Origin of the sequence: Streptomyces sp. NBC_01454, assembly GCF_036227565.1 — a bacterium.
Taxonomy (GTDB): domain Bacteria; phylum Actinomycetota; class Actinomycetes; order Streptomycetales; family Streptomycetaceae; genus Streptomyces.
Genome location: NZ_CP109460.1, coordinates 6,056,841 through 6,079,148, shown reverse-complemented (window position 1 = coordinate 6,079,148; position 22,308 = coordinate 6,056,841). Strand labels below are relative to the sequence as shown.

17 protein-coding genes are annotated in these 22,308 nt (G+C 72.8%); 13 read left to right on the top strand and 4 right to left on the bottom strand.

The annotated features are described in order from the left end of the window. Window positions 1–198 precede the first annotated feature (198 nt). From lpdA to OIU81_RS26850, 5 genes are all read left to right on the top strand, one after another. The gene (gene lpdA, locus OIU81_RS26870; RefSeq protein ID WP_329151797.1) at window positions 199–1,587 is read left to right on the top strand and encodes a dihydrolipoyl dehydrogenase; all 1,389 of its coding nucleotides are present in this window, start codon (window positions 199–201) and stop codon (window positions 1,585–1,587) included. Between the two features lie 56 nt (window positions 1,588–1,643). Then, entirely contained in the window at window positions 1,644–3,398 is a 1,755-nt protein-coding gene (gene sucB, locus OIU81_RS26865) for a 2-oxoglutarate dehydrogenase, E2 component, dihydrolipoamide succinyltransferase (protein ID WP_329151796.1), read from the top strand. A 138-nt stretch (window positions 3,399–3,536) separates the two neighbouring features. Next, entirely contained in the window at window positions 3,537–4,160 is a 624-nt protein-coding gene (locus tag OIU81_RS26860; RefSeq protein WP_329151795.1) for a GntR family transcriptional regulator, read from the top strand. 291 nt (window positions 4,161–4,451) lie between these two features. Next, on the top strand, window positions 4,452–7,124 hold the full coding sequence (gene aceE / locus OIU81_RS26855) for a pyruvate dehydrogenase (acetyl-transferring), homodimeric type (protein ID WP_329151794.1): 2,673 nt from the start codon (window positions 4,452–4,454) through the stop codon (window positions 7,122–7,124). Window positions 7,125–7,337: 213 nt separating this feature from the next. Beyond that, complete coding sequence (locus OIU81_RS26850) at window positions 7,338–8,348, top strand: helix-turn-helix transcriptional regulator (protein ID WP_329151793.1); 1,011 nt, start codon at window positions 7,338–7,340, stop codon at window positions 8,346–8,348. Between the two features lie 35 nt (window positions 8,349–8,383). On the opposite strand, the gene OIU81_RS26845 is transcribed toward OIU81_RS26850, so the two are convergent. Beyond that, window positions 8,384–9,298 (bottom strand): SDR family oxidoreductase, encoded by a 915-nt coding sequence (locus OIU81_RS26845; protein WP_329151792.1) that lies wholly within the window; start codon window positions 9,296–9,298, stop codon window positions 8,384–8,386. 370 nt (window positions 9,299–9,668) lie between these two features. Between OIU81_RS26845 and OIU81_RS26840 the strand changes: the two genes are divergently transcribed. Further along, window positions 9,669–11,249: an IS1182 family transposase gene (locus OIU81_RS26840; RefSeq protein WP_329154932.1), complete on the top strand. Its 1,581-nt coding sequence runs from the start codon at window positions 9,669–9,671 to the stop codon at window positions 11,247–11,249. 59 nt (window positions 11,250–11,308) lie between these two features. On the opposite strand, the gene OIU81_RS26835 is transcribed toward OIU81_RS26840, so the two are convergent. Then, a complete protein-coding gene (locus OIU81_RS26835; RefSeq protein WP_329151790.1) occupies window positions 11,309–13,231 on the bottom strand; it encodes a hypothetical protein in 1,923 nt (640 codons plus the stop codon). A gap of 263 nt (window positions 13,232–13,494) precedes the next feature. On the opposite strand from OIU81_RS26835, the gene OIU81_RS26830 reads away from it, so the two are divergent. The 3 genes from OIU81_RS26830 to OIU81_RS26820 all read left to right on the top strand — a co-directional run bounded on the left by OIU81_RS26830 (window position 13,495) and on the right by OIU81_RS26820 (window position 16,621). Continuing rightward, window positions 13,495–14,013 (top strand): DUF4240 domain-containing protein, encoded by a 519-nt coding sequence (locus OIU81_RS26830; protein WP_329151788.1) that lies wholly within the window; start codon window positions 13,495–13,497, stop codon window positions 14,011–14,013. Between the two features lie 92 nt (window positions 14,014–14,105). Beyond that, complete coding sequence (locus tag OIU81_RS26825; protein WP_329151787.1) at window positions 14,106–14,990, top strand: TIGR01777 family oxidoreductase; 885 nt, start codon at window positions 14,106–14,108, stop codon at window positions 14,988–14,990. A 227-nt stretch (window positions 14,991–15,217) separates the two neighbouring features. Further along, complete coding sequence (locus OIU81_RS26820) at window positions 15,218–16,621, top strand: FAD-dependent oxidoreductase (protein ID WP_329151786.1); 1,404 nt, start codon at window positions 15,218–15,220, stop codon at window positions 16,619–16,621. A gap of 20 nt (window positions 16,622–16,641) precedes the next feature. Here OIU81_RS26820 and OIU81_RS26815 read toward each other — a convergent pair whose 3' ends face one another. Beyond that, window positions 16,642–18,096 (bottom strand): regulator, encoded by a 1,455-nt coding sequence (locus OIU81_RS26815; protein WP_329151785.1) that lies wholly within the window; start codon window positions 18,094–18,096, stop codon window positions 16,642–16,644. A gap of 279 nt (window positions 18,097–18,375) precedes the next feature. Between OIU81_RS26815 and lipB the strand changes: the two genes are divergently transcribed. The 4 genes from lipB (at window position 18,376) to OIU81_RS26795 (ending at window position 21,463) form a co-directional block, all read left to right on the top strand. Then, window positions 18,376–19,200 carry a lipoyl(octanoyl) transferase LipB gene (gene lipB, locus OIU81_RS26810; protein ID WP_329151784.1) on the top strand — a complete coding sequence of 275 codons (825 nt, stop codon included), beginning with the start codon at window positions 18,376–18,378 and terminating at the stop codon, window positions 19,198–19,200. Window positions 19,201–19,362: 162 nt separating this feature from the next. Next, window positions 19,363–20,313, top strand: a complete 951-nt coding sequence (lipA, locus tag OIU81_RS26805) for a lipoyl synthase (RefSeq protein WP_329151782.1) — start codon at window positions 19,363–19,365, stop codon at window positions 20,311–20,313. Between the two features lie 210 nt (window positions 20,314–20,523). Further along, window positions 20,524–20,742 (top strand): SCO2195 family GlnR-regulated protein, encoded by a 219-nt coding sequence (locus OIU81_RS26800; RefSeq protein WP_329151781.1) that lies wholly within the window; start codon window positions 20,524–20,526, stop codon window positions 20,740–20,742. 10 nt (window positions 20,743–20,752) lie between these two features. After that, window positions 20,753–21,463, top strand: a complete 711-nt coding sequence (locus tag OIU81_RS26795; RefSeq protein ID WP_329151779.1) for a DUF4191 domain-containing protein — start codon at window positions 20,753–20,755, stop codon at window positions 21,461–21,463. Between the two features lie 340 nt (window positions 21,464–21,803). On the opposite strand, the gene OIU81_RS26790 is transcribed toward OIU81_RS26795, so the two are convergent. Then, the gene (locus tag OIU81_RS26790; protein ID WP_329151777.1) at window positions 21,804–22,271 is read right to left on the bottom strand and encodes an RDD family protein; all 468 of its coding nucleotides are present in this window, start codon (window positions 22,269–22,271) and stop codon (window positions 21,804–21,806) included. Window positions 22,272–22,308: the final 37 nt, after the last annotated feature.

Genomic DNA, 22,308 nt, shown 5'->3' with positions numbered 1-22,308 from the left:
CCAGTAACCCATACGGGGCGGCTGATCACCGTCCCACAGCCCGGCCCGCCGTCCCGGCTTCACGGAACAAGTGCGAAGATGGGTTCTCGGCAGGACAGGGCCCCCCTTACCCAGGGCCGAAGTTAAAGCGGCCGAACAACAGCCGCGGTCCGGTCATCGAGGACCGGTTCCGGCGCACCCATGCATGGAGGACGTGACGTGGCGAACGACGCCAGCACCGTTTTCGACCTAGTGATCCTCGGCGGCGGCAGCGGTGGTTACGCCGCGGCTCTGCGCGGGGCGCAGCTGGGCCTGGACGTCGCCCTGATCGAGAAGGGCAAGGTCGGCGGTACCTGCCTGCACAACGGCTGCATCCCCACGAAGGCTCTGCTGCACGCCGGTGAGATCGCCGACCAGGCTCGCGAGAGCGAGCAGTTCGGTGTCAAGGCCACCTTCGAGGGCATCGACATCGAGGCGGTCCACAAGTACAAGGACGAGGTCATCTCGGGCCTGTACAAGGGCCTGCAGGGCCTGATCGCCTCCCGCAAGGTGACGTACATCGAGGGCGAGGGCCGGCTGTCCTCCGCGACCTCCGTCGACGTGAACGGCCAGCGGGTCCAGGGCCGCCACATCCTGCTGGCGACGGGCTCCGTGCCCAAGTCGCTGCCGGGCCTGGAGATCGACGGCGACCGCATCATCTCCTCCGACCACGCGCTGACGCTGAACCGCGTGCCGAAGTCCGCGATCGTGCTGGGCGGCGGCGTCATCGGCGTCGAGTTCGCCTCCGCGTGGAAGTCCTTCGGCACCGACGTGACCATCGTCGAGGGCCTCAAGCACCTCGTCCCGGTCGAGGACGAGAACAGCTCCAAGCTGCTGGAGCGGGCCTTCCGCAAGCGGGGCATCAAGTTCAACCTCGGCACCTTCTTCGACAAGGCCGAGTACACCGCCGACGGCGTGCAGGTCACCCTCGCCGACGGCAAGACCTTCGAGGCCGAGGTGCTGCTGGTCGCGATCGGCCGCGGGCCGGTCTCGGCGGGCCTGGGCTACGAGGAGCAGGGCGTCGCGATGGACCGCGGCTACGTCCTCGTCGACGAGTACATGCAGACCAACGTGCCGACCATCTCGGCCGTCGGTGACCTCGTTCCCACCCTCCAGCTCGCGCACGTCGGCTTCGCCGAGGGCATGCTGGTGGCGGAGCGGCTGGCCGGTCAGAAGACCGTGCCGATCGACTACGACGGCGTGCCGCGCGTCACGTACTGCCACCCCGAGGTCGCGTCGGTGGGTATCACCGAGGCCAAGGCCAAGGAGCTGTACGGCGCCGACAAGGTCGTCGCTCTCAAGTACAACCTCGCGGGCAACGGCAAGAGCAAGATCCTCAAGACCACGGGCGAGATCAAGCTCGTCCAGGTCAAGGACGGTGCCGTGGTCGGCGTCCACATGGTCGGTGACCGTATGGGCGAGCAGGTCGGTGAGGCCCAGCTGGTCTACAACTGGGAGGCCCTGCCGGCCGAGGTTGCGCAGCTCGTGCACGCGCACCCGACGCAGAACGAGGCCCTCGGCGAGGCCCACCTGGCCCTGGCCGGCAAGCCTCTCCACTCCCACGACTGACCCCAGTCCCGGGCGCGACCACATCCGCACCACATTTGTAAGGAGCAACTGAAACCATGGCGGTTTCTGTAACCCTGCCGGCGCTCGGCGAGAGCGTCACCGAGGGCACCGTCACCCGCTGGCTCAAGGCCGAGGGTGAGCGCGTCGAGGCCGACGAGCCGTTGCTCGAGGTGTCGACCGACAAGGTCGACACCGAGATCCCGGCCCCGGCCGCCGGTGTCCTGTCCGCCATCAAGGTGGCCGAGGACGAGACCGTGGAGGTCGGCGCCGAGCTGGCCGTCATCGACGACGGCACCGGCGCGCCTGCCGCTGCCCCGGCCCCGGCCGCTGCCGAGGCCCCCGCGGCCGAGCCGCAGCCCGAGCCCTCCGCGGCTCCGGCTGCCGAGGCCCCCGCCCCCGCCGCCGCCCCCACGGGTGGCGCCGAGGGCACGGACGTCGTCCTCCCCGCGCTCGGCGAGAGCGTCACCGAGGGCACCGTCACCCGCTGGCTGAAGGAGGTCGGCGAGGAGGTCCAGGCCGACGAGCCGCTGCTGGAGGTCTCCACCGACAAGGTCGACACCGAGATCCCGGCGCCGGCCTCCGGCACCCTGCTGGAGATCGTCGTCGGTGAGGACGAGACCGCCGAGGTCGGCGCCAAGCTCGCCGTGATCGGTGCGGCCGGCCAGACAGCTGCCGCCCCGGCCGCTGCTGCCCCGGCCCCCGCCGCCGCTCCGGAGCCCGCCCCGGCTCCGGCTCCGGCCGCTGCCGCCCCGGCGCCCGCCGCCGCGCCGGCTCCGGCTCCGGCTCCGGCCCCCGCGCCGGCTCCGGCCACTGCTGCTCCGGCTCCGGCCGCCGCTGCCCCGGCGCCCGCCGCCGCTCCCGTCGTCCCGGCTCCGGCCGCCGGCGAGGGCGCGTACGTCACCCCGCTGGTGCGCAAGCTCGCCGCGGAGAACGGCGTCGACCTGGCCACGGTCAAGGGCACCGGTGTCGGTGGCCGCGTCCGCAAGCAGGACGTCATCGCCGCCGCGGAGGCCGCCAAGGCCGCCGCTCCGGCTGCGCCGGCGGCCGCGGCTGCCAAGTCGACGGGCCCGGCCATCGAGGCGTCCCCGCTGCGCGGTCAGACCGTCAAGATGCCGCGGATGCGCAAGGTCATCGGCGACAACATGATGAAGGCCCTGCACGGCCAGGCGCAGCTGACCACCGTGGTCGAGGTGGACATCACCAAGATCATGCGGATGCGCAACCAGGCCAAGGACGCCTTCGCGCAGCGTGAGGGCGTCAAGCTCTCCCCGATGCCGTTCTTCGTCAAGGCCGCTGTCCAGGCGCTGAAGGCCCACCCGGTCGTCAACGCCCGGATCAACGAGGACGAGGGCACCATCACCTACTTCGACACCGAGAACGTCGGTATCGCGGTGGACGCGGAGAAGGGCCTGATGACCCCGGTCATCAAGGACGCCGGTGACCTCAACATCGCCGGTATCGCCCGCAAGACGGCGGACCTGGCGGGCAAGGTCCGCGCGAACAAGATCACGCCGGACGAGCTGTCCGGTGCGACCTTCACCATCAGCAACACCGGTTCGCGCGGCGCCCTGTTCGACACCGTCATCGTGCCCCCGAACCAGGTCGGCATCCTGGGCATCGGTGCCACCGTCAAGCGCCCGGTGGTCATCAACCACCCGGACCTCGGCGAGACCATCGCGGTGCGCGACATGACCTACCTGGCGCTCTCCTACGACCACCGTCTGGTGGACGGCGCGGACGCCGCCCGCTACCTGACCACGGTCAAGCAGATCCTGGAGGCCGCCGAGTTCGAGACCGAGATCGGTCTCTGAGCCCGGTAGTCAGCCCGTAGGTGTGCAAGGGGCCGGCCCCGGTTCGTACAGCGTCTCGTACGAACCGGGGCCGGCCCCTTTGCGCGCTCGCGTCCCGGATAATGGCCCCTGCCACCCCCCGCTCTGAAGGAGCACCTCATGACCCCGCCCGTCGTCCATTCGCTGCGCGAGCAGATCCGCGAGCACATCCTCGAGGGGATCGTCAGCGGCCGCTGGCAGCCGGGCGAGCGGATCGTCGAGCGGCGGATCGCGGTGGAGCTGGAGGTCAGCCAGACGCCCGTACGGGAGGCGCTGCGCGAGCTGGAGTCGCTCCAGCTGATCGAGTCGGCGCCGAACAAGGGCGTCCGGGTGCGGAATCTGACCGCGGACGACCTCAAGGAGAGCTATCCGGTGCGGGCCGGGCTGGAGCAGGTGGCCGCCGAACTGGCCGCCGGGCGGCTGGCCGAGGACACCGCGGCGCTGGAGCGGGAGGTGACGGCGCTGCGCGCGGCGGACCTGGCCGGTGACGGCGAGGCGCAGGTGCGGCACACCGTGGCCTTCCACCGGGAGATCGTGCAGGCGGCCGGGAACGCCGTACTGCTGCACACCTGGGAGTCGCTGGGCATCGAGGTCTGGACGACGCTGTCGATCCGCTGGTTCAGCCCGGAGCCGCGTGCGCACGCCCAGGACCACCAGGAGATCGTGGACGCCTTCCGGCGGCGCGACCCGAAGATCGGCGCCCTGCTCAAGTCGCACGTGCTGAGCTGCGCACCCCGGGTCTGAGGGCGTCCGGGAGGGGGCGGGCGGCCCTCTCCCGGACAGGGTGACCGGCCCCCTTTCGGCTGGCACGCGGTGCCCAAACTCGCGGCACCCCGTGCCGACCTGCGGTGATTCCTCCGGGGACCGTTGATCGATCATCGATCAGGGGCGTATCGTCTCCGTCGGGGCGCGACAACCCACCTGCCTGCCGAACTCGTAGGGGTGTCGTCGAGGGTCCGCCGTCCTGCCCTGTGGACCGCGGACCCGGCCACGACGACACCCCGAGCTTCCCTCCCGTCCGGAAAGGGGCCACCCATGCCCGATCCCGTGCGCCTGCCGTACAGCCAGCTCGACCAGATCCCGGACCGTGATCCCGAGGAGACGGCCGAATGGCGCGAGTCGCTCGACGCCGTCACCGAGGCAGCAGGACCGCATCGTGCCGCCTACCTGATGCGCCGTGCCCTGGAGCACACCGCGCGCACCGAGGGCACCGCCCTGCCGTCCCTGCTGGAGACGGACCACGTCAACACCATCCCGACCTCCGCCGAGCCCGACTTCCCGGGTGACGAGGCGCTGGAGGCCCGGATCACCGCGTGGAACCGCTGGAACGCCGCCGCGATGGTCACCCGCGGCTCCGCGCTGGGCCTCGGCGGCCACATCGCCACCTTCGCCTCGGCCGCCTGGCTCTACGAGACCGGCTTCCAGCACTTCTTCCGCGGCAAGGAGGGCGACGGCAGCGGCGACCAGCTCTACCTCCAGGGCCACGCCTCCCCCGGCATCTACGCCCGCGCCTTCCTCGAAGGCCGCCTCACCGAGGACCACCTCGACCACTTCCGCCAGGAGGCCGGCGGCGAGGGCCTGCCCTCCTACCCGCACCCCCGGCGGCTGCCGTGGCTGTGGGAGTTCCCCACCGTCTCCATGGGGCTGGGCCCGCTCTCCGCCATCTACCAGGCGCGCTTCAACCGCTACCTGGAGCACCGCGGCATCAAGGACACCAGCAACTCCCACGTCTGGGCGTTCCTGGGCGACGGCGAGATGGACGAGCCCGAGTCGACCGCCGCCCTGGCGCTGGCCGGCCGCGAGGGCCTGGACAACCTGACCTTCGTCATCAACTGCAACCTCCAGCGCCTCGACGGCCCGGTCCGCCCCAACTTCAAGATCGTGCAGGAGCTGGAGGCCCAGTTCCGCGCCGCGGGCTGGAACGTCGTCAAGTCGCTGTGGGGCCGGGCCTGGGACGAGGTCTTCGCGCTCGACACCGACGGCGCCCTGATCCGCCGCCTCGGCGAGACCCCCGACGCGCAGTTCCAGACGTACGCCACCCGTGACGCCGCCTACCTGCGCGAGCACTTCTTCGGCGCGAACGAGTCGCTGCGGGCGCTCGCCGCCGGCCTGTCCGACGCCAAGCTGCTGGAGCTGTTCCAGACCTCCCGGGCCGGCCACGAGCCGCGCAAGGTGTACGCCGCCTACCGGGCCGCCGTCGAGCACAAGGGCGCGCCGACCGTCATCCTGGCGCAGACCGTCAAGGGCTACACCCTCGGCGCGGGCTTCGAGTCCCGTAACGCCAACCACCAGATGAAGAAGCTGACCATGGCGGAGTTCCGCACCATGCGGGACGTCCTGGAACTCCCCATCCCGGACAGCGCGCTGGAGGGCGACCGGGTGCCGTACTGGCGCCCGGCCGAGGACTCCCCCGAGATGGTCTATCTGCGACAGCGGCGCGCCGCCCTCGACGGCCCGGCGCCCGCCCGCAAGGTCGTCGCCAAGCCGCTGCCGATGCCCGCCGACAGGGCCTTCGACGCCCTGAAGAAGGGTTCCGGCAGCCAGGAGATCGCCACCACCATGGCGTTCGTCCGGCTGATCAAGGACCTGATGCGGGACAAGGAGACCGGCAGGCGCTGGGTGCCGATCGTCCCCGACGAGGCCCGCACCTTCGGCATGGAGTCGCTCTTCCCGACGGCCGGCCTCTACTCCCCCCGGGGCGCGACCTACGACCCGGTCGACCGCGATCAGCTGCTCTGGTACAAGGAAGCCAAGGACGGCCAGATCCTCAACGAGGGCATCACCGAGGCCGGTTCGCTCGCCGACTTCACCGCCGCCGCGACGTCCTACGCGACGCACGGCGAGCCGATGATCCCCTTCTACATCTTCTACTCGATGTTCGGCTGGCAGCGCACCGCCGACCAGTTCTGGGCGCTGGCCGACCAGTTGGGCCGCGGCTTCGTCATCGGCGCCACCGCCGGCCGGACGACGATGACCGGCGAGGGCCTCCAGCACGCCGACGGCCACTCCCACCTCATCGCCTCCACCAACCCGGCGGCGCTCTCCTACGACCCGGCCTTCGCCTACGAGGTGGCCGTCATCGTCAAGGAGGGCCTGCGCCGGATGTACGGCCCCGACGCCGAGGACGTCTTCTACTACCTGACGGTCTACAACGAGACCAAGGTCCAGCCGGCCATGCCCCAGGGCGTCGAAGAGGGCATCCTCAAGGGCCTGTACCGCTTCCAGGAGGGCACCCGGCCCGAGGCCGACAGCCCGCAGCTGCAGCTGCTGGCGTCCGGTACCGCCATCCACTGGGCCCTGGAGGCACAGCGGCTGCTGGCCGAGGACTGGGGCGTGGCGGCCGATGTGTGGTCGGCGCCGTCCTGGACGGAGCTGCGCCGCGACGCCCTGGAGTGCGACGCCGCCCGGCTGGAGGGTGAGGACCGGATCCCGTACGTCACCCGTGCGCTGGCCGGTGCGCCCGGCCCGGTCGTCGCGGTCAGCGACTGGATGCGGGCGGTTCCGGACCAGATCGCGCCGTGGGTCGAGCAGGACTGGACCTCCATCGGCACCGACGGCTTCGGCCTGTCCGACACCCGCGAGGCGGCCCGCCGGCACTTCGGCGTCGACCCGCAGTCAGTGGTCGTCCAGGCGCTGGCCGCCCTCGCCCGCCGTGGCGAGGTCAAGCCGGAGGCCGTCAAGGAAGCCCGGGAACGCTACGGGCTGTGAACCCAAGGGCGGGCCCGGCCCGGGTCCGCCCGCCCTCACGGGCACCCCGAACTCCCGTGCGGAGGCCACCTTCCCGCGCCCGGGGCCTTCGCACGGGAACCCGCTCCGCCCGGCCGGTCAAAGCCCTGACCGCGGCCGGGCGGGCTCTTTCGCCCCGGCCTGCCCGGCGACCGCCACCCGGCCGCTGTCAGTGGTCCCCTGCATGATGAAGGCATGCGTGCTGCCCGGCTGATCAAGATGGTGTTGCTGCTCCAGGCGCGGCCGTCGAGGACGGCCGCCGAGCTGGCGCAGGAGCTGGAGGTGTCCGAGCGCACGGTCGCCCGCGACGTGCTCTCCCTCTCCGAGGCCGGCATCCCGGTCTACGCGGACCGCGGCCGGGCCGGCGGCTACCGCCTCATAGGCGGCTACCGCACTCTCCTCACCGGCCTCGGCCGCAGCGAGGCGGAGGCGCTGTTCCTGTCCGGAGTGCCCACGGCGCTGCGCGAGATGGGCCTCGGGGACGCCGCCTCCGCCGCGCGGCTGAAGGTCTCCGCCGCCCTGCTCCCCGAGCTGCGGGACGCCGCGACGGGCGCCGCCCAGCGCTTCCACCTCGACGCACCCGGCTGGTATCAGCATCCCGAGCCCCCGGAGCTGCTCCCCGCGATCGCCGACGCGGTCTGGGACGACCGCCGGATCACCGCCCGCTACCTCCGCAAGGACACCGAGGTGACACGGGAGTTGGAGCCGTACGGCCTGGTGCTGAAGGCGGGGGTCTGGTATCTGGCGGCGCGCGTCGACGGGGGCCACCGCGTCTACCGGGTCGACCGATTCACCGCCGTGGAGGCCGTCGCGGCCGAGGAGGGCACCGGGGCCGCCGGGGCCCGTGACGGCCGGTTCGACCGCGACGCGTCCTTCGACCTGCCGGCGTTCTGGGCCGGGCGGGCGGCGGAGTTCGCCCGCTCGATCCTGCGGGCGGAGGTGGTGCTGCGGCTCTCCTCGCACGGTGTGCGCCAGCTGCCGTACGTCACCGAACGCGCCGCGGCCCGCGAGGCGATCGCCCGGGCCCAGGCGGCCGGCGGCCCCGACGAACAGGACCGGCTGACGGTCACCCTGGCCGTGGAGTCCCCCGAGGTCGCCTACGCCCAGCTGCTGGCGCTCGGCCCGGAAGGCGAGGTGCTCGCGCCCGCTGACCTGCGGGAACGCATGGCGGCGGCCGCCCGCCGGATGGCCGCCGGATATGCGTAGACGTGCGGCCGTGCGTCGTGCGCCGCGGGCAGCCGTCAGCGGTAGTCGGCCGCGGGCGCGTCCCGGCCGCCGAAGACCACCTCCTCGAAGTAGCCGAAGCAGTCGGGGCGGGAGCCGTCGGTGTCGGTGAAGCCGTACTCCTTCGCCAGTTGGCCGCTGGAGAGCGAGCGGCCGCTCCAGCGCGCCCTGTCCGGATCGGCGGCCAGCGCCCGTACCCCACGGGCGATCAGGGCCGGCGACTCGGCGATGGCGAAGTGCGGGTCCTCGGCCACCGCCTCGCGCCAGGTCTCCTCCGTCACCCCGAAGTGGTCCAGCATCTCCTCGGACCGCAGGAATCCGGGGGTCAGCGAGACCGCGGTACCGCCGTGTTCCCCGAGCTCAGCGGCGAGGCCGAAGGCGATGCGGTGCGGGGCGTTCTTGGCGAGGTCGAAACAGAGGTTGTCGCGGTATCTGCGGTTGAAGTCGGCGGTGCCGTCGGTGATCTCGACAACCAGCCCACCGGGCCGCCGGATCAGCAGCGGCAGCGCGTAATGGCTGGTGATGAGGTGGGAGTCGATGCCCAGGCGGAGCATCCGCAGACCGCCCGCCAGATCGAGGTCCCACAGCCGGGTGCCGAACTCGATCAGCCGGTCGCCGCCCCAGAGGCTGTTGACCAGCACATCCAGCCGTCCCTGCGCACGGTCGATCCGCTCGACCAGCGCCCCCACCTGCTCCGGTTCCAGATGGTCGACCGGTACGGCGATGCCGGTGCCGCCCGCCTCGGTGACCAGCTCCGCGGTCTCCTCGATGGTCTCCGTGGGCCGGCCGACCTCGCTGACCCGCTCCCGCGTCGTCCGCCCCGTGACGTACACCAGGGCGCCGGCCCGGCCCAGCTCCACCGCCATCGCCCGGCCCGCGCCCCGGGTCGCCCCGGCGACCAGCGCCACCCGTCCCGTCAGTTCCTTCGTCACCTATGCCACTCCTCGCTCTCAGGTCCTTCGACCCGTACACGGCGACCCTGACAGCGAAACCGGACATCTCCTGTCGGGATTCAGCGGGCACCCCGCGGATTTCCCTGGCGGGCCGCCCCCTAGGGCGGGTCCGCAAAGTCCCGCCTGGCTCGCGACGCCTGGCACGGCGCCTCGCTGCGTTGTCGGGATCGTCCACGTAGGCCCACTACGAGGACGACCCTCCGCCTTGCGATGCACCGCACCAGACGCCGCGAGCCCCGCCCTCCGGGCGGACGACGGGACTTTGCGGACACGCCCTAGAAGACTCATGAAGATCTTGGAGTTCTGGCCCCGCCGCGTGAGCGGCGGGGCCAGACTGCTTGTTGTGGTGATGGGGGAATGGGCCGGGGAGACGGTCGGGCCGGATGTGTGGGAGACCTGCCGGGATTTGATCCCGGCGGGGAGTGTGTTCGCTTTCCTGGCCGAGCATCGCAGCACGCTGTTCGAAGCGGAGATGTTCGCGGACATGTACCCGTCGGCGAACGGGCGGCCGAGTATGCCGCCGCAGATCCTGGCCTCGGCGATCACGCTGCAGGCCCTGCACGGGCTGTCGGACTTCGAGACGGTCCAGGAACTGCGGTGCGACCTGAGGTGGAAGGCAGCCTGCGGACTGGGCCTTCATGACATGGCGTTCGATCCGTCGTTGCTGGCCTACTTCCGCCGCCGGCTGGCCCGTTCCGCCCGGCCGAACCGGGTGTTCGAGGCTGTGCGGGAGGTCGTGAAGGCCACCGGTGTCCTCAAGGGCAAGCACCGCCGGGCGCTGGATTCCACCGTGCTGGATGACGCGGTGGCCACCCAGGACACCGTCACCCAGATCATCGCCGCCATCCGGGCGGTGATCCGGGACGTCCCCGGGGCCGGCGAGGTGGTCGCGGTGCACTGCACCGCGCACGACTACAACGACCCGGGCAAGCCGAGGATCGCCTGGAACGACGAGCAGGCCCGTGCCGACCTGGTCGACGCCCTGGTCGGTGACGCGCTGCGGCTGCTGGGCCACCTGCCCGAGCAGCAGCTCGGCGAGAAGGCCGCGAACGCGGTCGGCATCCTGGCCCTGGTCGCGGGCCAGGACGTGGAGCCCGCCGAGGACTCCGACGGCCGCGACGGGCGCTGGCGCATCACCCAAGGCACCGCACAGAACCGGATGGTCTCCACTGTCGACCCCGAAGCCCGGCACGTGCACAAGACCCGCACCCACCAGCAGGACGGCTTCAAGGCCCACCTCGCCATTGAGCCCGAGACCGGGTTATACACCGCCGTCGCCCTGCGGCCCGGAGCCGGTCCCGAGCACCACGAGGCGATGGTCGGAATCGACCTGCTCACCGACGAGGACGAGCCCGTTGACGCCTTCGGTGACACCGCCTACTCCACAGGTGACGCCCGCCACAGCCTCGAAACCGCCGGTCACCGGCTGTTCCTCAAACCCGCACCGCTGCGGCCCGCCGTCCCTGGCGGCTTCACCCTCGACGACTTCGTCATCGACACCGTCGCCGCCACCGTGACCTGCCCCGCCGGACACACCGTCCCTTTATCCGCTCCCGCCGGGCAGTACCACCAGCGCAAAGCCTGGTTCAAGGACGTGTGCGCCGGATGCCCCCTTCGTGAGCGGTGCACCAAGGCCAAGGCCGGGCGGATCCTGACCATCCGTCCGCACCACGATCTGCTCGCCGCCGCCCGCCAGCAGGCCGCCACCGATCCCGACTGGCAGGCCGACTACCGGCGCTGGAGACCACCGGTCGAACGTGCCGTCGCCTGGCTCGTCCACCACGGCAACCGCAAACTCCGCTACCGCGGCACCATCAAGAACGACACCTGGCTCCACACCCGAGCAGCCGCCCTCAACCTTCGCCGACTGATCAACCTCGGACTCAACCGAACCAACGGAACCTGGCACCTCGCCCCGGCCAGCACATAGCCGGAGGGGCCGCCCGGCCTGCGGCCGAACGACCCCTCAGCAAGATCTTCATGAGTCTTCTAGGGGCCGAACGCCCGCACGCTCGCCCCGCTCCGCAGCCGCCCGGTGACCGTCGCGGGGGTGCCCGGGGCGGCCGGTGCGGCCAGCGTGCTCCCGTCACCGGTGGCCCGTACGCCGCCGGTGGCGGCGAGGCCGCCGACCTCCTGGCTGCCGGCCGCGAGCAGATACCACGAGCCCGTCTTGGCCTGCCAGTGGACCTCGCCCAGCACCTGCGGCCCGAAGCGGCTGCAGGCCGCGGTGTCCGAGGCCCGGCCGGCGATCCGCCCGGGGTCGGCCGGGCGCGCGGCCGGCGGCAGGAACCGCAGCGTCACGCTCCCGGGCCCGCGCCAGGTATCGGCGCGGGTGCACACCCAGGTCGCCCGTCCTGCGCCCTCGGGGAGGCGTTGCTCGGCGAACGCCCAGTCGGTGACGGACCGTACGCCGGCGCCGCGCAGCGTCCCGAGCGTGCAGGCGGTGCGGGCCCAGCTCTGCAGCGCCGGGGCGGCGGTGGCCTCGTGCGCTCCGCCGGACGGGGTGCCGCCGGACGACGGCGGCGGCACGTACAGGAGGTGGACGGGCACGAGGTCGTCGAGGTCGGCCAGGAGGAAGGTCGCGTCGTCACCGTGGGCGGCGTTCTCCACGACCCGCGTCGAGGGCCGGAACCGCGCGACCGGCCAGCGTCCGCAGCCGCCGCCCGTCGCGGGCGGGGTCGCGATCCGGTCGGTGACCCCGTCCGGTGCGACGTGCAGACCGTGCGGCGCGGCGGCCGGCGCCAGCAGATCGCGGGTGGTGATCTCGGAGATCCAGGGCGCGAGCAGATAGCGCATCCAGCCGTTGCCGCGCCCGATCACCAGCGCGGCCCCGGTGGTCAGATCCGCGCCGTCGACCCGTGCGAAGTGCAGGGTGGGCGTGGCGTCTTCGGGCTCGGCGTAGCGCACCAGCCGCTCGCCGTCGTGGAAGACCACCACCATCACATTGTCGATCAGCCCCGCGTACAGCAGCTGCGGCGGATGGTCCGGCGGCCTGGTGGAGGTGCCCGCGGCCGCGGTGATCCGGGTGTCGGCGGGCGGCGCCGCCCAGACCCGCAGCGCCCGCCCCAGCAGATCCCGGTCGCCGGCCTGCCGGCCGCGGGCGGGCCAGGCGGTGAAGTCCACCCGGGAGGTGTCCGCCCACCGGTCGTTGGCGGTGCGCACCAGCCGGGCCGGGTCCAGTGCCTGCTCCGCGACGGTCTCGGGACGCGCCGGCCGCTCCCCCGCGCCCCACCACAGCCCGGCCGCGGCCGCACCGAGGGCGAGTACGGCGGTCAGCGCGGCCACCGCCCGCAGCCGCTGCCGGCGGCGCAGCAGATCCGTCGGCCGGGTCTGCACCGTGCAGGGGTCGAACTCCCCGGAGTTCAGCAGCACCCCGGCGCCGGCCCCGGCCTCCCGGTCCAGTTGCCCGGCCGCCTGCTGCGCCAGGTCCGGGGCGGGCGCCCCGGCCTCTTCGAGCACGGTGCGCGCGGCCTCCTCGTCCAGGCCCTCCAGATGCCACAGCCCGAGGGTGGCGCGTACCGAGGCGGGGACGGCGGACAGCGCCTGGTCCAGCGCGAGTTCCTCGGCGCCGCCGGCCCGCGGGAACAGCCGCAGCCCCCAGACCTGCGGCAGCACCGGCAGCCCCCGGCCGGTCCGCCCCTCGTACGCCAGCGCCAGCCGCAGGGTCCGCAGCCGCACCAGGTCGTAGCCGGCCTCGGCCGCCGGTCCGCGCTGGGCCGGGAGCCCGCCGTCCGGCCGGCGCAGCCGGGCCCGCGGCAGTGCCCGCTGGACCAGGGCGTGTGCGGTCAGGACCCGGCGGTGGCGGCCCATCGACGGGGGCAGGACGAGATAGGCGAGGCGGACGAGCCGTGGATAGTGCTCGACGATGGCCGCCTCGGCCCGTTCGACATCGGCCCGGGTGCGTTCGTCCATGGGCATGGCCTGGAACAGCCCTTCGCAAAATGGCGGAATGCGCCGTCGTGGGTGGTGCACGCGTTCCAACGAGTGATTCTTGGGACGGTCACACGACGCCCCGTCGAGCGGCGCCGGGCGGGAGCCGGACCGAACACTCCGTCACCGATCCGAACATCCCGTCACCGCAGCGGACACCACGTCACCGATCCGGATAACGACCCCGTCGCATCCGGGGTACTCCGCATGCGCCGGGGCCCGGCAGGGCCGATGCTGGAGCGGTGATGGACGAGACGGAGTTCTGGGAACTGATCGACAGTTCCCGCGAGGCCGCCGAGGGCGACCCCGAAGAGCAGGCCGACGCGCTGGTCGAAAGGCTGCTCGGGCTCGATCCGGACGCCGTCGTGGACTTCGCCCGTCATTTCGAGGCGCGCTACAACCGGGCGTACTCCTGGGATCTGTGGGCCGCGGCGACCCTGCTGCTGGGCGGTGCCAGCGACGACGCCTTCGACTACTTCCGCTGCTGGCTGATCGGCCAGGGCCGGGAGGTCTTCGAGGGCGGGCTGCACGACCCGGACCAGCTCGCCGAGCTGCTGGACGACTTCGACGAGGCGCTGGACGGCGACGCCGAGGAGCTGGGCTACGCGGCCGACGAGGCGTACGAGCAGTTGACCGGCGGGGTGATGCCCGATCTGGCGCTGCCGGCGCCGCCGCGCGAACCGCTCGGCGGTTACCTCGACTTCGACGACGACCAGGCCCTGGCGGAGCGCCTGCCCCACCTCTGGGACCGGTTCCGCTCCTGACGTCCGGGGGCGGCTGAGGGTGTTTCAGCCGACGCGGCGGAAGCGGGGCCCCGGATTCCGCTGCCGGCCCGTGACTGCGGCAGTATGGCCCCATGCGGATCGCGATCACCGGCTCGACCGGACTCATCGGCACGGCGCTCGTCCGGTCCCTGCGCACGGACGGCCATGACGTCGTCCGGCTCGTCCGGCGTGCCCCCGCGGCGGCCGGCGAGGTGCGCTGGGACCCCAAGCGCCAGGAGCTCGACCCGGCGGGGCTGGCCGGCTGCGAGGCGGTCGTCCATCTGGCCGGCGCCGGGGTCGGCGACCACCGCTGGACGGCCGCCTACAAGCAGGAGATCCGCGACAGCCGGGTGCTGGGCACCCGGACCCTCGCCGCGGCACTGACCGCCATGGACACCCCGCCGCGGGTCTTCGTGTCCGGCAGCGCGATCGGCTACTACGGCGACACCGGCGACCGGCGCACGGACGAGAGCGCACCGGCCGGCCACGGCTTCCTGCCGGAGGTCTGCACGGCGTGGGAGGATGCCGCCAAGCCGGCCCGGGACGCGGGCATCCGCACCGTCTTCGCCCGCACCGGTCTGGTCGTGGCCCGCTCGGGCGGCGCCTGGGGCCGGCTCTTCCCGCTCTTCCGGCTCGGCCTCGGCGGCCGGCTCGGGGACGGCAGCCAGTACTGGAGCTTCATCTCGCTGGCGGACCACATCGCGGCGCTGCGCCACCTCCTGGACGCCGACGACCTCACCGGACCGGTCAACCTCACGGCGCCGGAACCGGTCACGAACCGCGAGGTGACCGCCGTGATGGGCCATGTCCTGAACCGGCCCACGCTGTGCACCGCTCCGGCTCCGGTGCTGCGGGTCGCCCTCGGGGAGTTCGCCGGCGATGTGCTGGGCAGTCAGCGGGTCGTCCCGCGGCGGCTGCTGGACTCGGGGTTCGTCTTCCGCCACCCGAGGATCATCGAGGCGATCCGGGCGGCCTAGGGGTCCGCACGGACCGGCCGCCCGCCGGGACCCTACGGCGTCCCGGGCCGCCCCGCCGTCCGGGCCGCACCGCACTCTTCGGCCACGGGCACCGATGCGCCCCGGCCACCCCCTGTCCGCACAGGACGCCCGGTTCCTACTGTCCTCTCACGCACCCCTGGCATCCCCCGCGGCGACAGTGGGCATGACAACGGTGCCGCCATTGGGACCGACCTCGGGAGGGGCATGTGCTGCGTACCGCATCGGCCGTGGACGTCGTCATTGTGGGAGCCGGCCCGGCCGGACTCGCCGCCGCCCGCCATCTGACCGGCGCCGGGGTGTCCGTCGCCGTCCTGGAAGCCTCACCGGACATCGGCGGCCGGTCCGTCACCGATCATCTCGACGGGTTCCGGCTGGACCACTGCGGCCGGCCGCTGGCCGTCTCCGCCGCCGAGCTGCGCCGCACCCCGGGGCTCGACGCGCTGACGCCGCGTCCGTTCGCGCCCGGCCTGAGCGTCCACCACGGACTACGGATCCAGCGCATCAGCGCACCCCGAAGCACAAGGGGCGCACTTTCGGCGGCGCGCGCCCTCTTGCGCGCCGACCGCCGCACGGAACGCCGGACGGACCGTCAGGCGGGCGGCCGGCAGGGCCGTCCCACCGACGGGCGGGCCGCACCGGAAAGGGAGCGCCGCACGGTGCGCCGCCTCGACCCCCGCACCGGACGCGCCGCCCCCTCGTACGCCACTCCCCCCGCTCCCGCCCCGGCCGTCGACCGCCCCATCCGCGACGCCCTGGCGAGCCGCCCGTCCTTCCCGCCCCGCACCCATGACGCCTTCCTGCGGCCCCTGCTGGGCGCCCTGCTGTGCGATCCGCAGCTGCGCGGCTCCAGCCGGGGCGCCGCGGCCGCGCTGCGCGGCTATGCGGAGGGGCAGCTGTGGCTGCCGGCCGGCGGCGCCTTCGCCGTCCCCGAACTCCTCGCCGCCGCCCTGCCGCCCGGCACGGTCCGCACCTCCGTACGGGTCACCGCGGTCTCCACGACCGGTGTGCACACCGCCGAACACGGCCCCGTCCCCTGCCGGGCGGTGCTGGTGGCCACCGGCGCCCGCGCCGCGGCCGAGCTGCTGCCGGGGCTGCGGGTGCCCGCCTTCCACCCGGTGACGGTCCTGCACCACACCGCGGCGGCCGCCTGGGGCCGCGGCGCGCCGGCCCGCGAGACCACGCTGATCCTGCCGACGGACGGCCCGGTCGCGTACACCTACGCCGCCGGCGCCATCGACCCGTCCCGGACGCCGCCGGGCCGCACCCTGCTCACCACGGTCGTGCTCGGCGCCGCGGCGGCGCTGCCGCCGGCCGTCCTCGACCGGGCGGTGGGGCCCCAGCTGGACCGGATCCACGGTGCGCACACCGACGACCGACAACTGCTGACGACCCATCACGATCCCTGTGCGGTACCGGCGATGCCCGCCCCGCACGACCCGGAGCGCCCGGTGCGGGTGCTCGCCGGCCTCTACGTCTGCGGCGACCACCGCGACACCGGCACCCTCCAGGGCGCCCTCAACTCGGGACGGCGCGCCGCCCGCGCCGTCCTCCAGGACTTCGGCCTGCCGGCCCTCACCACCGAACCGGACACCCTGCCCACGGCGGCCTGACCGGGGCGGCGCCCGGCACCTCAGCCCAGCGCCGCCACCCGCTCGCGATACCCCCGCACCGCCGCGGCGTCCCGGTAGGGCTCCAGGCGGCGCTCGAACTCCCTGACGTACTCATGGGCCCGCACGGACCGCATCTCGGAGGCCTGGAGCGCCGCCTCGGCACCCAGCGTGCAGGCCTGCTCCAGCTCCCCCAGGCCCAGCCGCGCGGTCGCCAGCACCACCCGGCAGAAGAGCCGGCTGCGCGCGAACCCGGCCGCCCGCAGCTGGAGCGAGCGCTCGGCGTGCTGGGAGGCCGCGCGGTACTGCTGGAGATCGCGGTGGCAGTGCGCCAGCTCGTCGGCGAGCTGTGCCTCGTCGAAGAAGCGCGCCCAGTACGGGGTCTCGTCGCCCGGGCGGACGGTCTCCAGCGCGCGCTCGGCACGGGCCAGCGCCGCCGTGCAGGCCCGGACCTCGCCCAGGACACCGTGGCCGCGCGCCTCGGCGGAGTGCAGCAGCGCCTGCACGGCGGGCGGCGCGCTGCTGCCGATGCCCTGCTGGGCGACCCGCGCCAGCTGGACGGCCTCCCGGCCGTGGCCCAGGTAGACGGCCTGCCGGCTCATCGTCACCAGGACGTAGGACCCGTACGCCCGGTCGCCGGCGGCCTGGGCCAGCCGCAGGGCCTGGACGAAGTACCGCTGCGCCAGGCCGTGGGCGGCGATGTCGTACGAGGTCCAGCCCGCCAGCCGGGTCAGATCGGCGGTGGCCGCGAACAGCCGGCGGCCGGTGGCCTCCCCGTAGGAGCCGCGCAGCATCGGCTCGGCCTCGTGCTCCAGATAGCGCACCAGGGCCTGCCGGGCGTGACCGCCGCCGTAGGCGTGGTCCAGCGCCCGGAACAGCTCGCCGACCGAGCGCAGCGCCGCGATGTCCCCGGAGGTGACCCGGGAGCCCTGGGTGCGGTCGACCTGGTCGTTGCGGCGCTGGCGCGGCACCGTGGCCCGCCCCCCCTGGGCGGGTACCCGGCCCGGGGTGTCGGCGGCCTCGCCCCGGGCGACCCGCTCGTCGGCGCGGCCGATCAGCCAGTCGCGGCTGGGCACCACGAGCCCGGCCGGGGTGAAGGCGATCTTGCGGAGCTCGGCATGGCTGCCGGAGTCCTTGCGCCACAGGCCGCTGACGATGTCCACCGCCTCACTGGGGGTCGCGGCGAACTCCAGCCCTGCGTACACCGGCGCGCAGGCGTCCAGGCCCAGGTCCTGGGCGGACAGCCGGCGGCCGAGCCGGCGGGTGAACACCTCCGCGATCAGGGCGGGGGTGGTGCCGCGCGGCTGCTGGCCGCGCAGCCAGCGGGTCACCGACGTCTTGTCGTAGCGGAGGTCGAGGCCGTGCTCGATGCCGAGCTGGTCAACCCGTCTGGCCAGGCCGGCATTGGAGAATCCCGCCTCGGCGATGAGCGCGGCGAGCTGGCGGTTGGGCGTGTGGTGCGGGGGTCGTTCCGTCATCAGCTTTACCGGTCTCCTGCCTTCCGGGCCGCACTGCCGGGTCCGGCGGACCCTGCTCCGGCATTGCTCATCGCCCTTGTGGAACGGCGTGAATGTAACGGCCTTCGGGACCCTGATCACCGCCTGCGCCCCGCGTTCATCCGATCGTGTGAGCAGGGGCGAATGGGCCGGACACCGGCCGCTTGCCGGATCAGGAACGGGCGGCCGTACAGTTGCATGGGCGCGAAGTGGCATCAACGTTGCGGCACACCGCAACACAGGTTCGAAGAGGAGCTGCCGGTGACTGCGATCTCCCGGGGGGAGACCCCCGCACCCGAGGGGCTGCGCTTTGTGCATCTGGGCTTCGGCGCCGAGGCCGTGGAATACACCGCGGCATGGCAGGAGCAGCGCCGGGTGCACGCCGCCCGGTTCGCCGACGAGGTGCCCGACACCTGTCTGCTGCTGGAGCACCAGGTCGTGTACACCGCGGGGCGGCGTACGGCCGACGACGAGCGCCCCCTGGACGGGACCCCGGTCGTCGACGTGGACCGCGGCGGGAAGATCACCTGGCACGGGCCCGGCCAGCTGGTGGGCTACCCCATCCAGAAGCTGCCGCGTCCGGTGGACGTCGTGGCCCATGTGCGCCGCCTGGAAGAGGCGCTGATCCAGGTCTGCGCCGAGTTCGGCGTGGCCGGCACCCGGATCGAGGGCCGCAGCGGTGTGTGGGTGCTGGGCGACGCCGTCGCCGCGGCCGAGGAGCGGGCGGCCCTGGGCGGGCTGAACCTCGACTTCGACCCCCGGGTGACGGACGAGCTGTTCGACTCGCGGCTGAGCGGTCCCGAATACGCGCCGTCCAACGCCGGCCAGCGCCGCGAGGACCGCAAGCTCGCCGCGATCGGCATCCGCGTCGCCAAGGGCGTCACGATGCACGGCTTCGCGCTCAATGTGAATCCGGACAACACCTCGTTCGACAAGATCGTCCCGTGCGGCATCCGCGATGCCGGCGTCGCCTCGCTGGCCAACGAGCTGGGCCGGGAGATCACCATCGCCGAGGTGCTGCCCGTCGTCGAGAAGCATCTGCGGGCCGTCCTCGAGGGCGCCGACCTCCTCCCCCGCGCGGTCTGAGCGGACCGGTCGGGCAGGTACAGGTCATGCACGCCGGAGGCCTCCGGGAATGCCACCCCGCCATACGGGGTTGCCACGCGCGTAAAGACGTGCGAATCAACGGGCGTACCCTGGTGTACGCCGCAGAAACGAATGCCGCGTAAGCAGAAAGGGGCGCCGGTCGTGTCCGCAGTCGCACCCGACGGACGCAAGATGTTGCGCCTGGAGGTCCGGAACAGCCAGACCCCCATCGAGCGCAAGCCCGAGTGGATCAAGACCCGGGCGAAGATGGGTCCCGAGTACAACCATCTCCAGGGCCTGGTCAAGAGCGAGGGTCTGCACACGGTCTGCCAGGAGGCGGGCTGTCCCAACATCTTCGAATGCTGGGAGGACCGCGAGGCGACCTTCCTCATCGGTGGTGACCAGTGCACGCGCCGCTGTGACTTCTGCCAGATCGACACCGGCAAGCCGCAGGAGCTGGACCGCGACGAGCCGCGCCGGGTCGCCGAGTCCGTGCAGACCATGGGCCTGAAGTACGCCACGATCACCGGCGTCGCGCGCGACGACCTGGAGGACGGCGGCGCCTGGCTCTACGCCGAGACGGTCCGCCAGATCCACGCCTCGATGCCCGACACCGGCGTCGAACTGCTGATCCCCGACTTCAACGCGGTCCCCGAGCAGCTCGCCGAGGTCTTCTCCTCCCGCCCGGAGGTGCTGGCCCACAACGTCGAGACGGTCCCGCGCATCTTCAAGCGGATCCGCCCCGGCTTCCGCTACGAGCGCTCGCTGGACGTCATCTCGCGCTCCCGCGAGGCCGGCCTGGTCACCAAGTCCAACCTCATCCTGGGCATGGGCGAGGAGCGCGAGGAGATCAGCCAGGCGCTCCAGGACCTGTACGACGCGGGCTGCGAGCTGATCACGATCACCCAGTACCTGCGCCCCTCCGTGCGCCACCACCCCATCGAGCGGTGGGTCAAGCCGGCGGAGTTCGTGGAGCTCAAGGAGGAGGCCGAGGAGATCGGCTACGCCGGCGTGATGTCCGGCCCGCTGGTCCGCTCCTCCTACCGCGCCGGCCGCCTTTACCAGCAGGCCGTCGAGCGGCGCGAGGTCGAGGCGTCCAGTCAGGCGGTTTGAGTTTCCCGGCGCGCCAACTTGTGAATCGTGGCACATGCTGAGGACGCGGCCCACATTCCCCCATGACGGGGGCGTGGGGGCCGCGTCAATGTTTCATCGGTGTTTGACCGGCAGGTCATCCGTTGGTAACACCTTTCCGTGACGATGGATGCACGCACCGCTCCCGCACCTACCCCTGCTTCTCCGAACAGATCAGAGGGAGTCACCACCATGCAGGCCGCGCCGCTCCGCGCCACCCCCGCCCTTCCCATCCCCACGGTCACCGGCGCCCTGCGCGCCGTCGAGGCCGTGCTGATGCGCGGCGGGCAGCGCACCGCCCGCCGCAATGCCTGGACGTCGGTCCTGGAGGACCGCCGCCGCGCCAAGGACCGCTCCGAGGCCGAGTACGTACTGGAGGCCGCGGCGACCAGGCGCCCGCACGCCACGTAAACTTCGCTGTATGGCGAGGAAGGCAAACACAGACGGCGCTGCCGGCGCTGAGAACTCCGGGCGACTGAAGCAGATCGCCCAGACCTACAAGATGACCCGTCGGGTCGACTCCAAGGTCGGTCTTGTCGTCGCTGGTGTAGGCATCGTCGTATTCGGCGTTCTCCTTGCCATCGGCTTCGTGATCGGCCATCCCATCTATGCGGGAATCCTGGGCTTCGTCCTGGCCTTCCTCGCGATGGCGATCGTCTTCGGACGGCGTGCCGAGCGGGCTGCCTTCGGGCAGATGGAAGGCCAGCCCGGTGCGGCGGCGGCCGTGCTGGAGAACGTCGGCCGCGGCTGGACTGTCACCCCCGCGGTGGCCATGAACCGCAGCCAGGACGTCGTCCACCGCGCTGTCGGCAAGGCCGGCATCGTGCTGGTCGGCGAGGGCAACCCCAACCGCCTCCGCGGCCTGCTGGCCGCCGAGAAGAAGCGGATGGCGCGCACCGTCGCCGACGCCCCGGTCCACGACATCATCGTGGGCGACGGCGAGGGCCAGGTGCCGTTGAAGAAGCTCCGCACGACGCTGCTGAAGCTGCCGCGGGTGCTGCCCGGCGCGCAGGTGACGGCCGTCAACGACCGGCTCAAGGCGCTGGGCGACCTGATGAGCAACATGCCGGTCCCGAAGGGCCCCATGCCGAAGGGCATGCGCATGCCCAAGGGCGGCGGCAAGACGCGCTGACCGCCCCGGTCCCACGACAACGCCCCGGAAGCGTGCTTCCGGGGCGTTTCGTATGCGACGGGGCGGTGGCGGTGCGGTGCGCACGGGGGCGGTGGCGCGGACGGCGACCGCGGGCTCGTCGATCCCGGGCCCCACTCCTTGCCACGGCCTCACAGGTGGCTTCTGGGCGCCCCCTGCACGGCTCACGGGCGGCTCACGGGCGACTCACGGGCGGCTCACGGACAGCTCATGAAGACTCTCCTGGGGTGACGCACGGGCCGCCGGTCACAGACGGACGCTCACGGACGGACACTCACAGCCGCCCCGTCATCACAGCCGCCCCGTCATCACAGCCGCTCCCTCACAGACGGACCTGCACGGCGCGCGACAGGCGGTCGTGCAGCCCCCGCCCGTCCCGGTCCCACACCACCGCGGGGATGACCAAGACGAGCAGCACCGTGCGGACGACGACCCGCGGCAGGGTGATCCGGCCGCCGCCCTCGGCGACCACCCGCAGCCCCAGGAGCCGCTTGCCCGGGGTGAAGCCGACCGTGCCGACCGTCAGCACGCTGAGCACCGTGAAGACCAGCAGCGTCCAGTTGCTCGCCGACTGCGCCCGGCCGCCGCTGAGCAGGCCGTATGCGATGAGCAGGCACAGCGTCCAGTCGATGAAGAGCGCGGCGAAGCGCCGGCCGGGGCGCGCGACGGAGCCCGGCCCCTCCTTCGGCAGCCCGAGCTGCTGCCCGCGGTATCCGAACTCGACGCCCATGTCCTCGGCGGCCGCGCGGGGCCCGGAGATCCACGATCCGATTGCATGCCTGTTGTCCACCCGACCACGGTACTGCGACCCCCGCGTTCGATTCCCG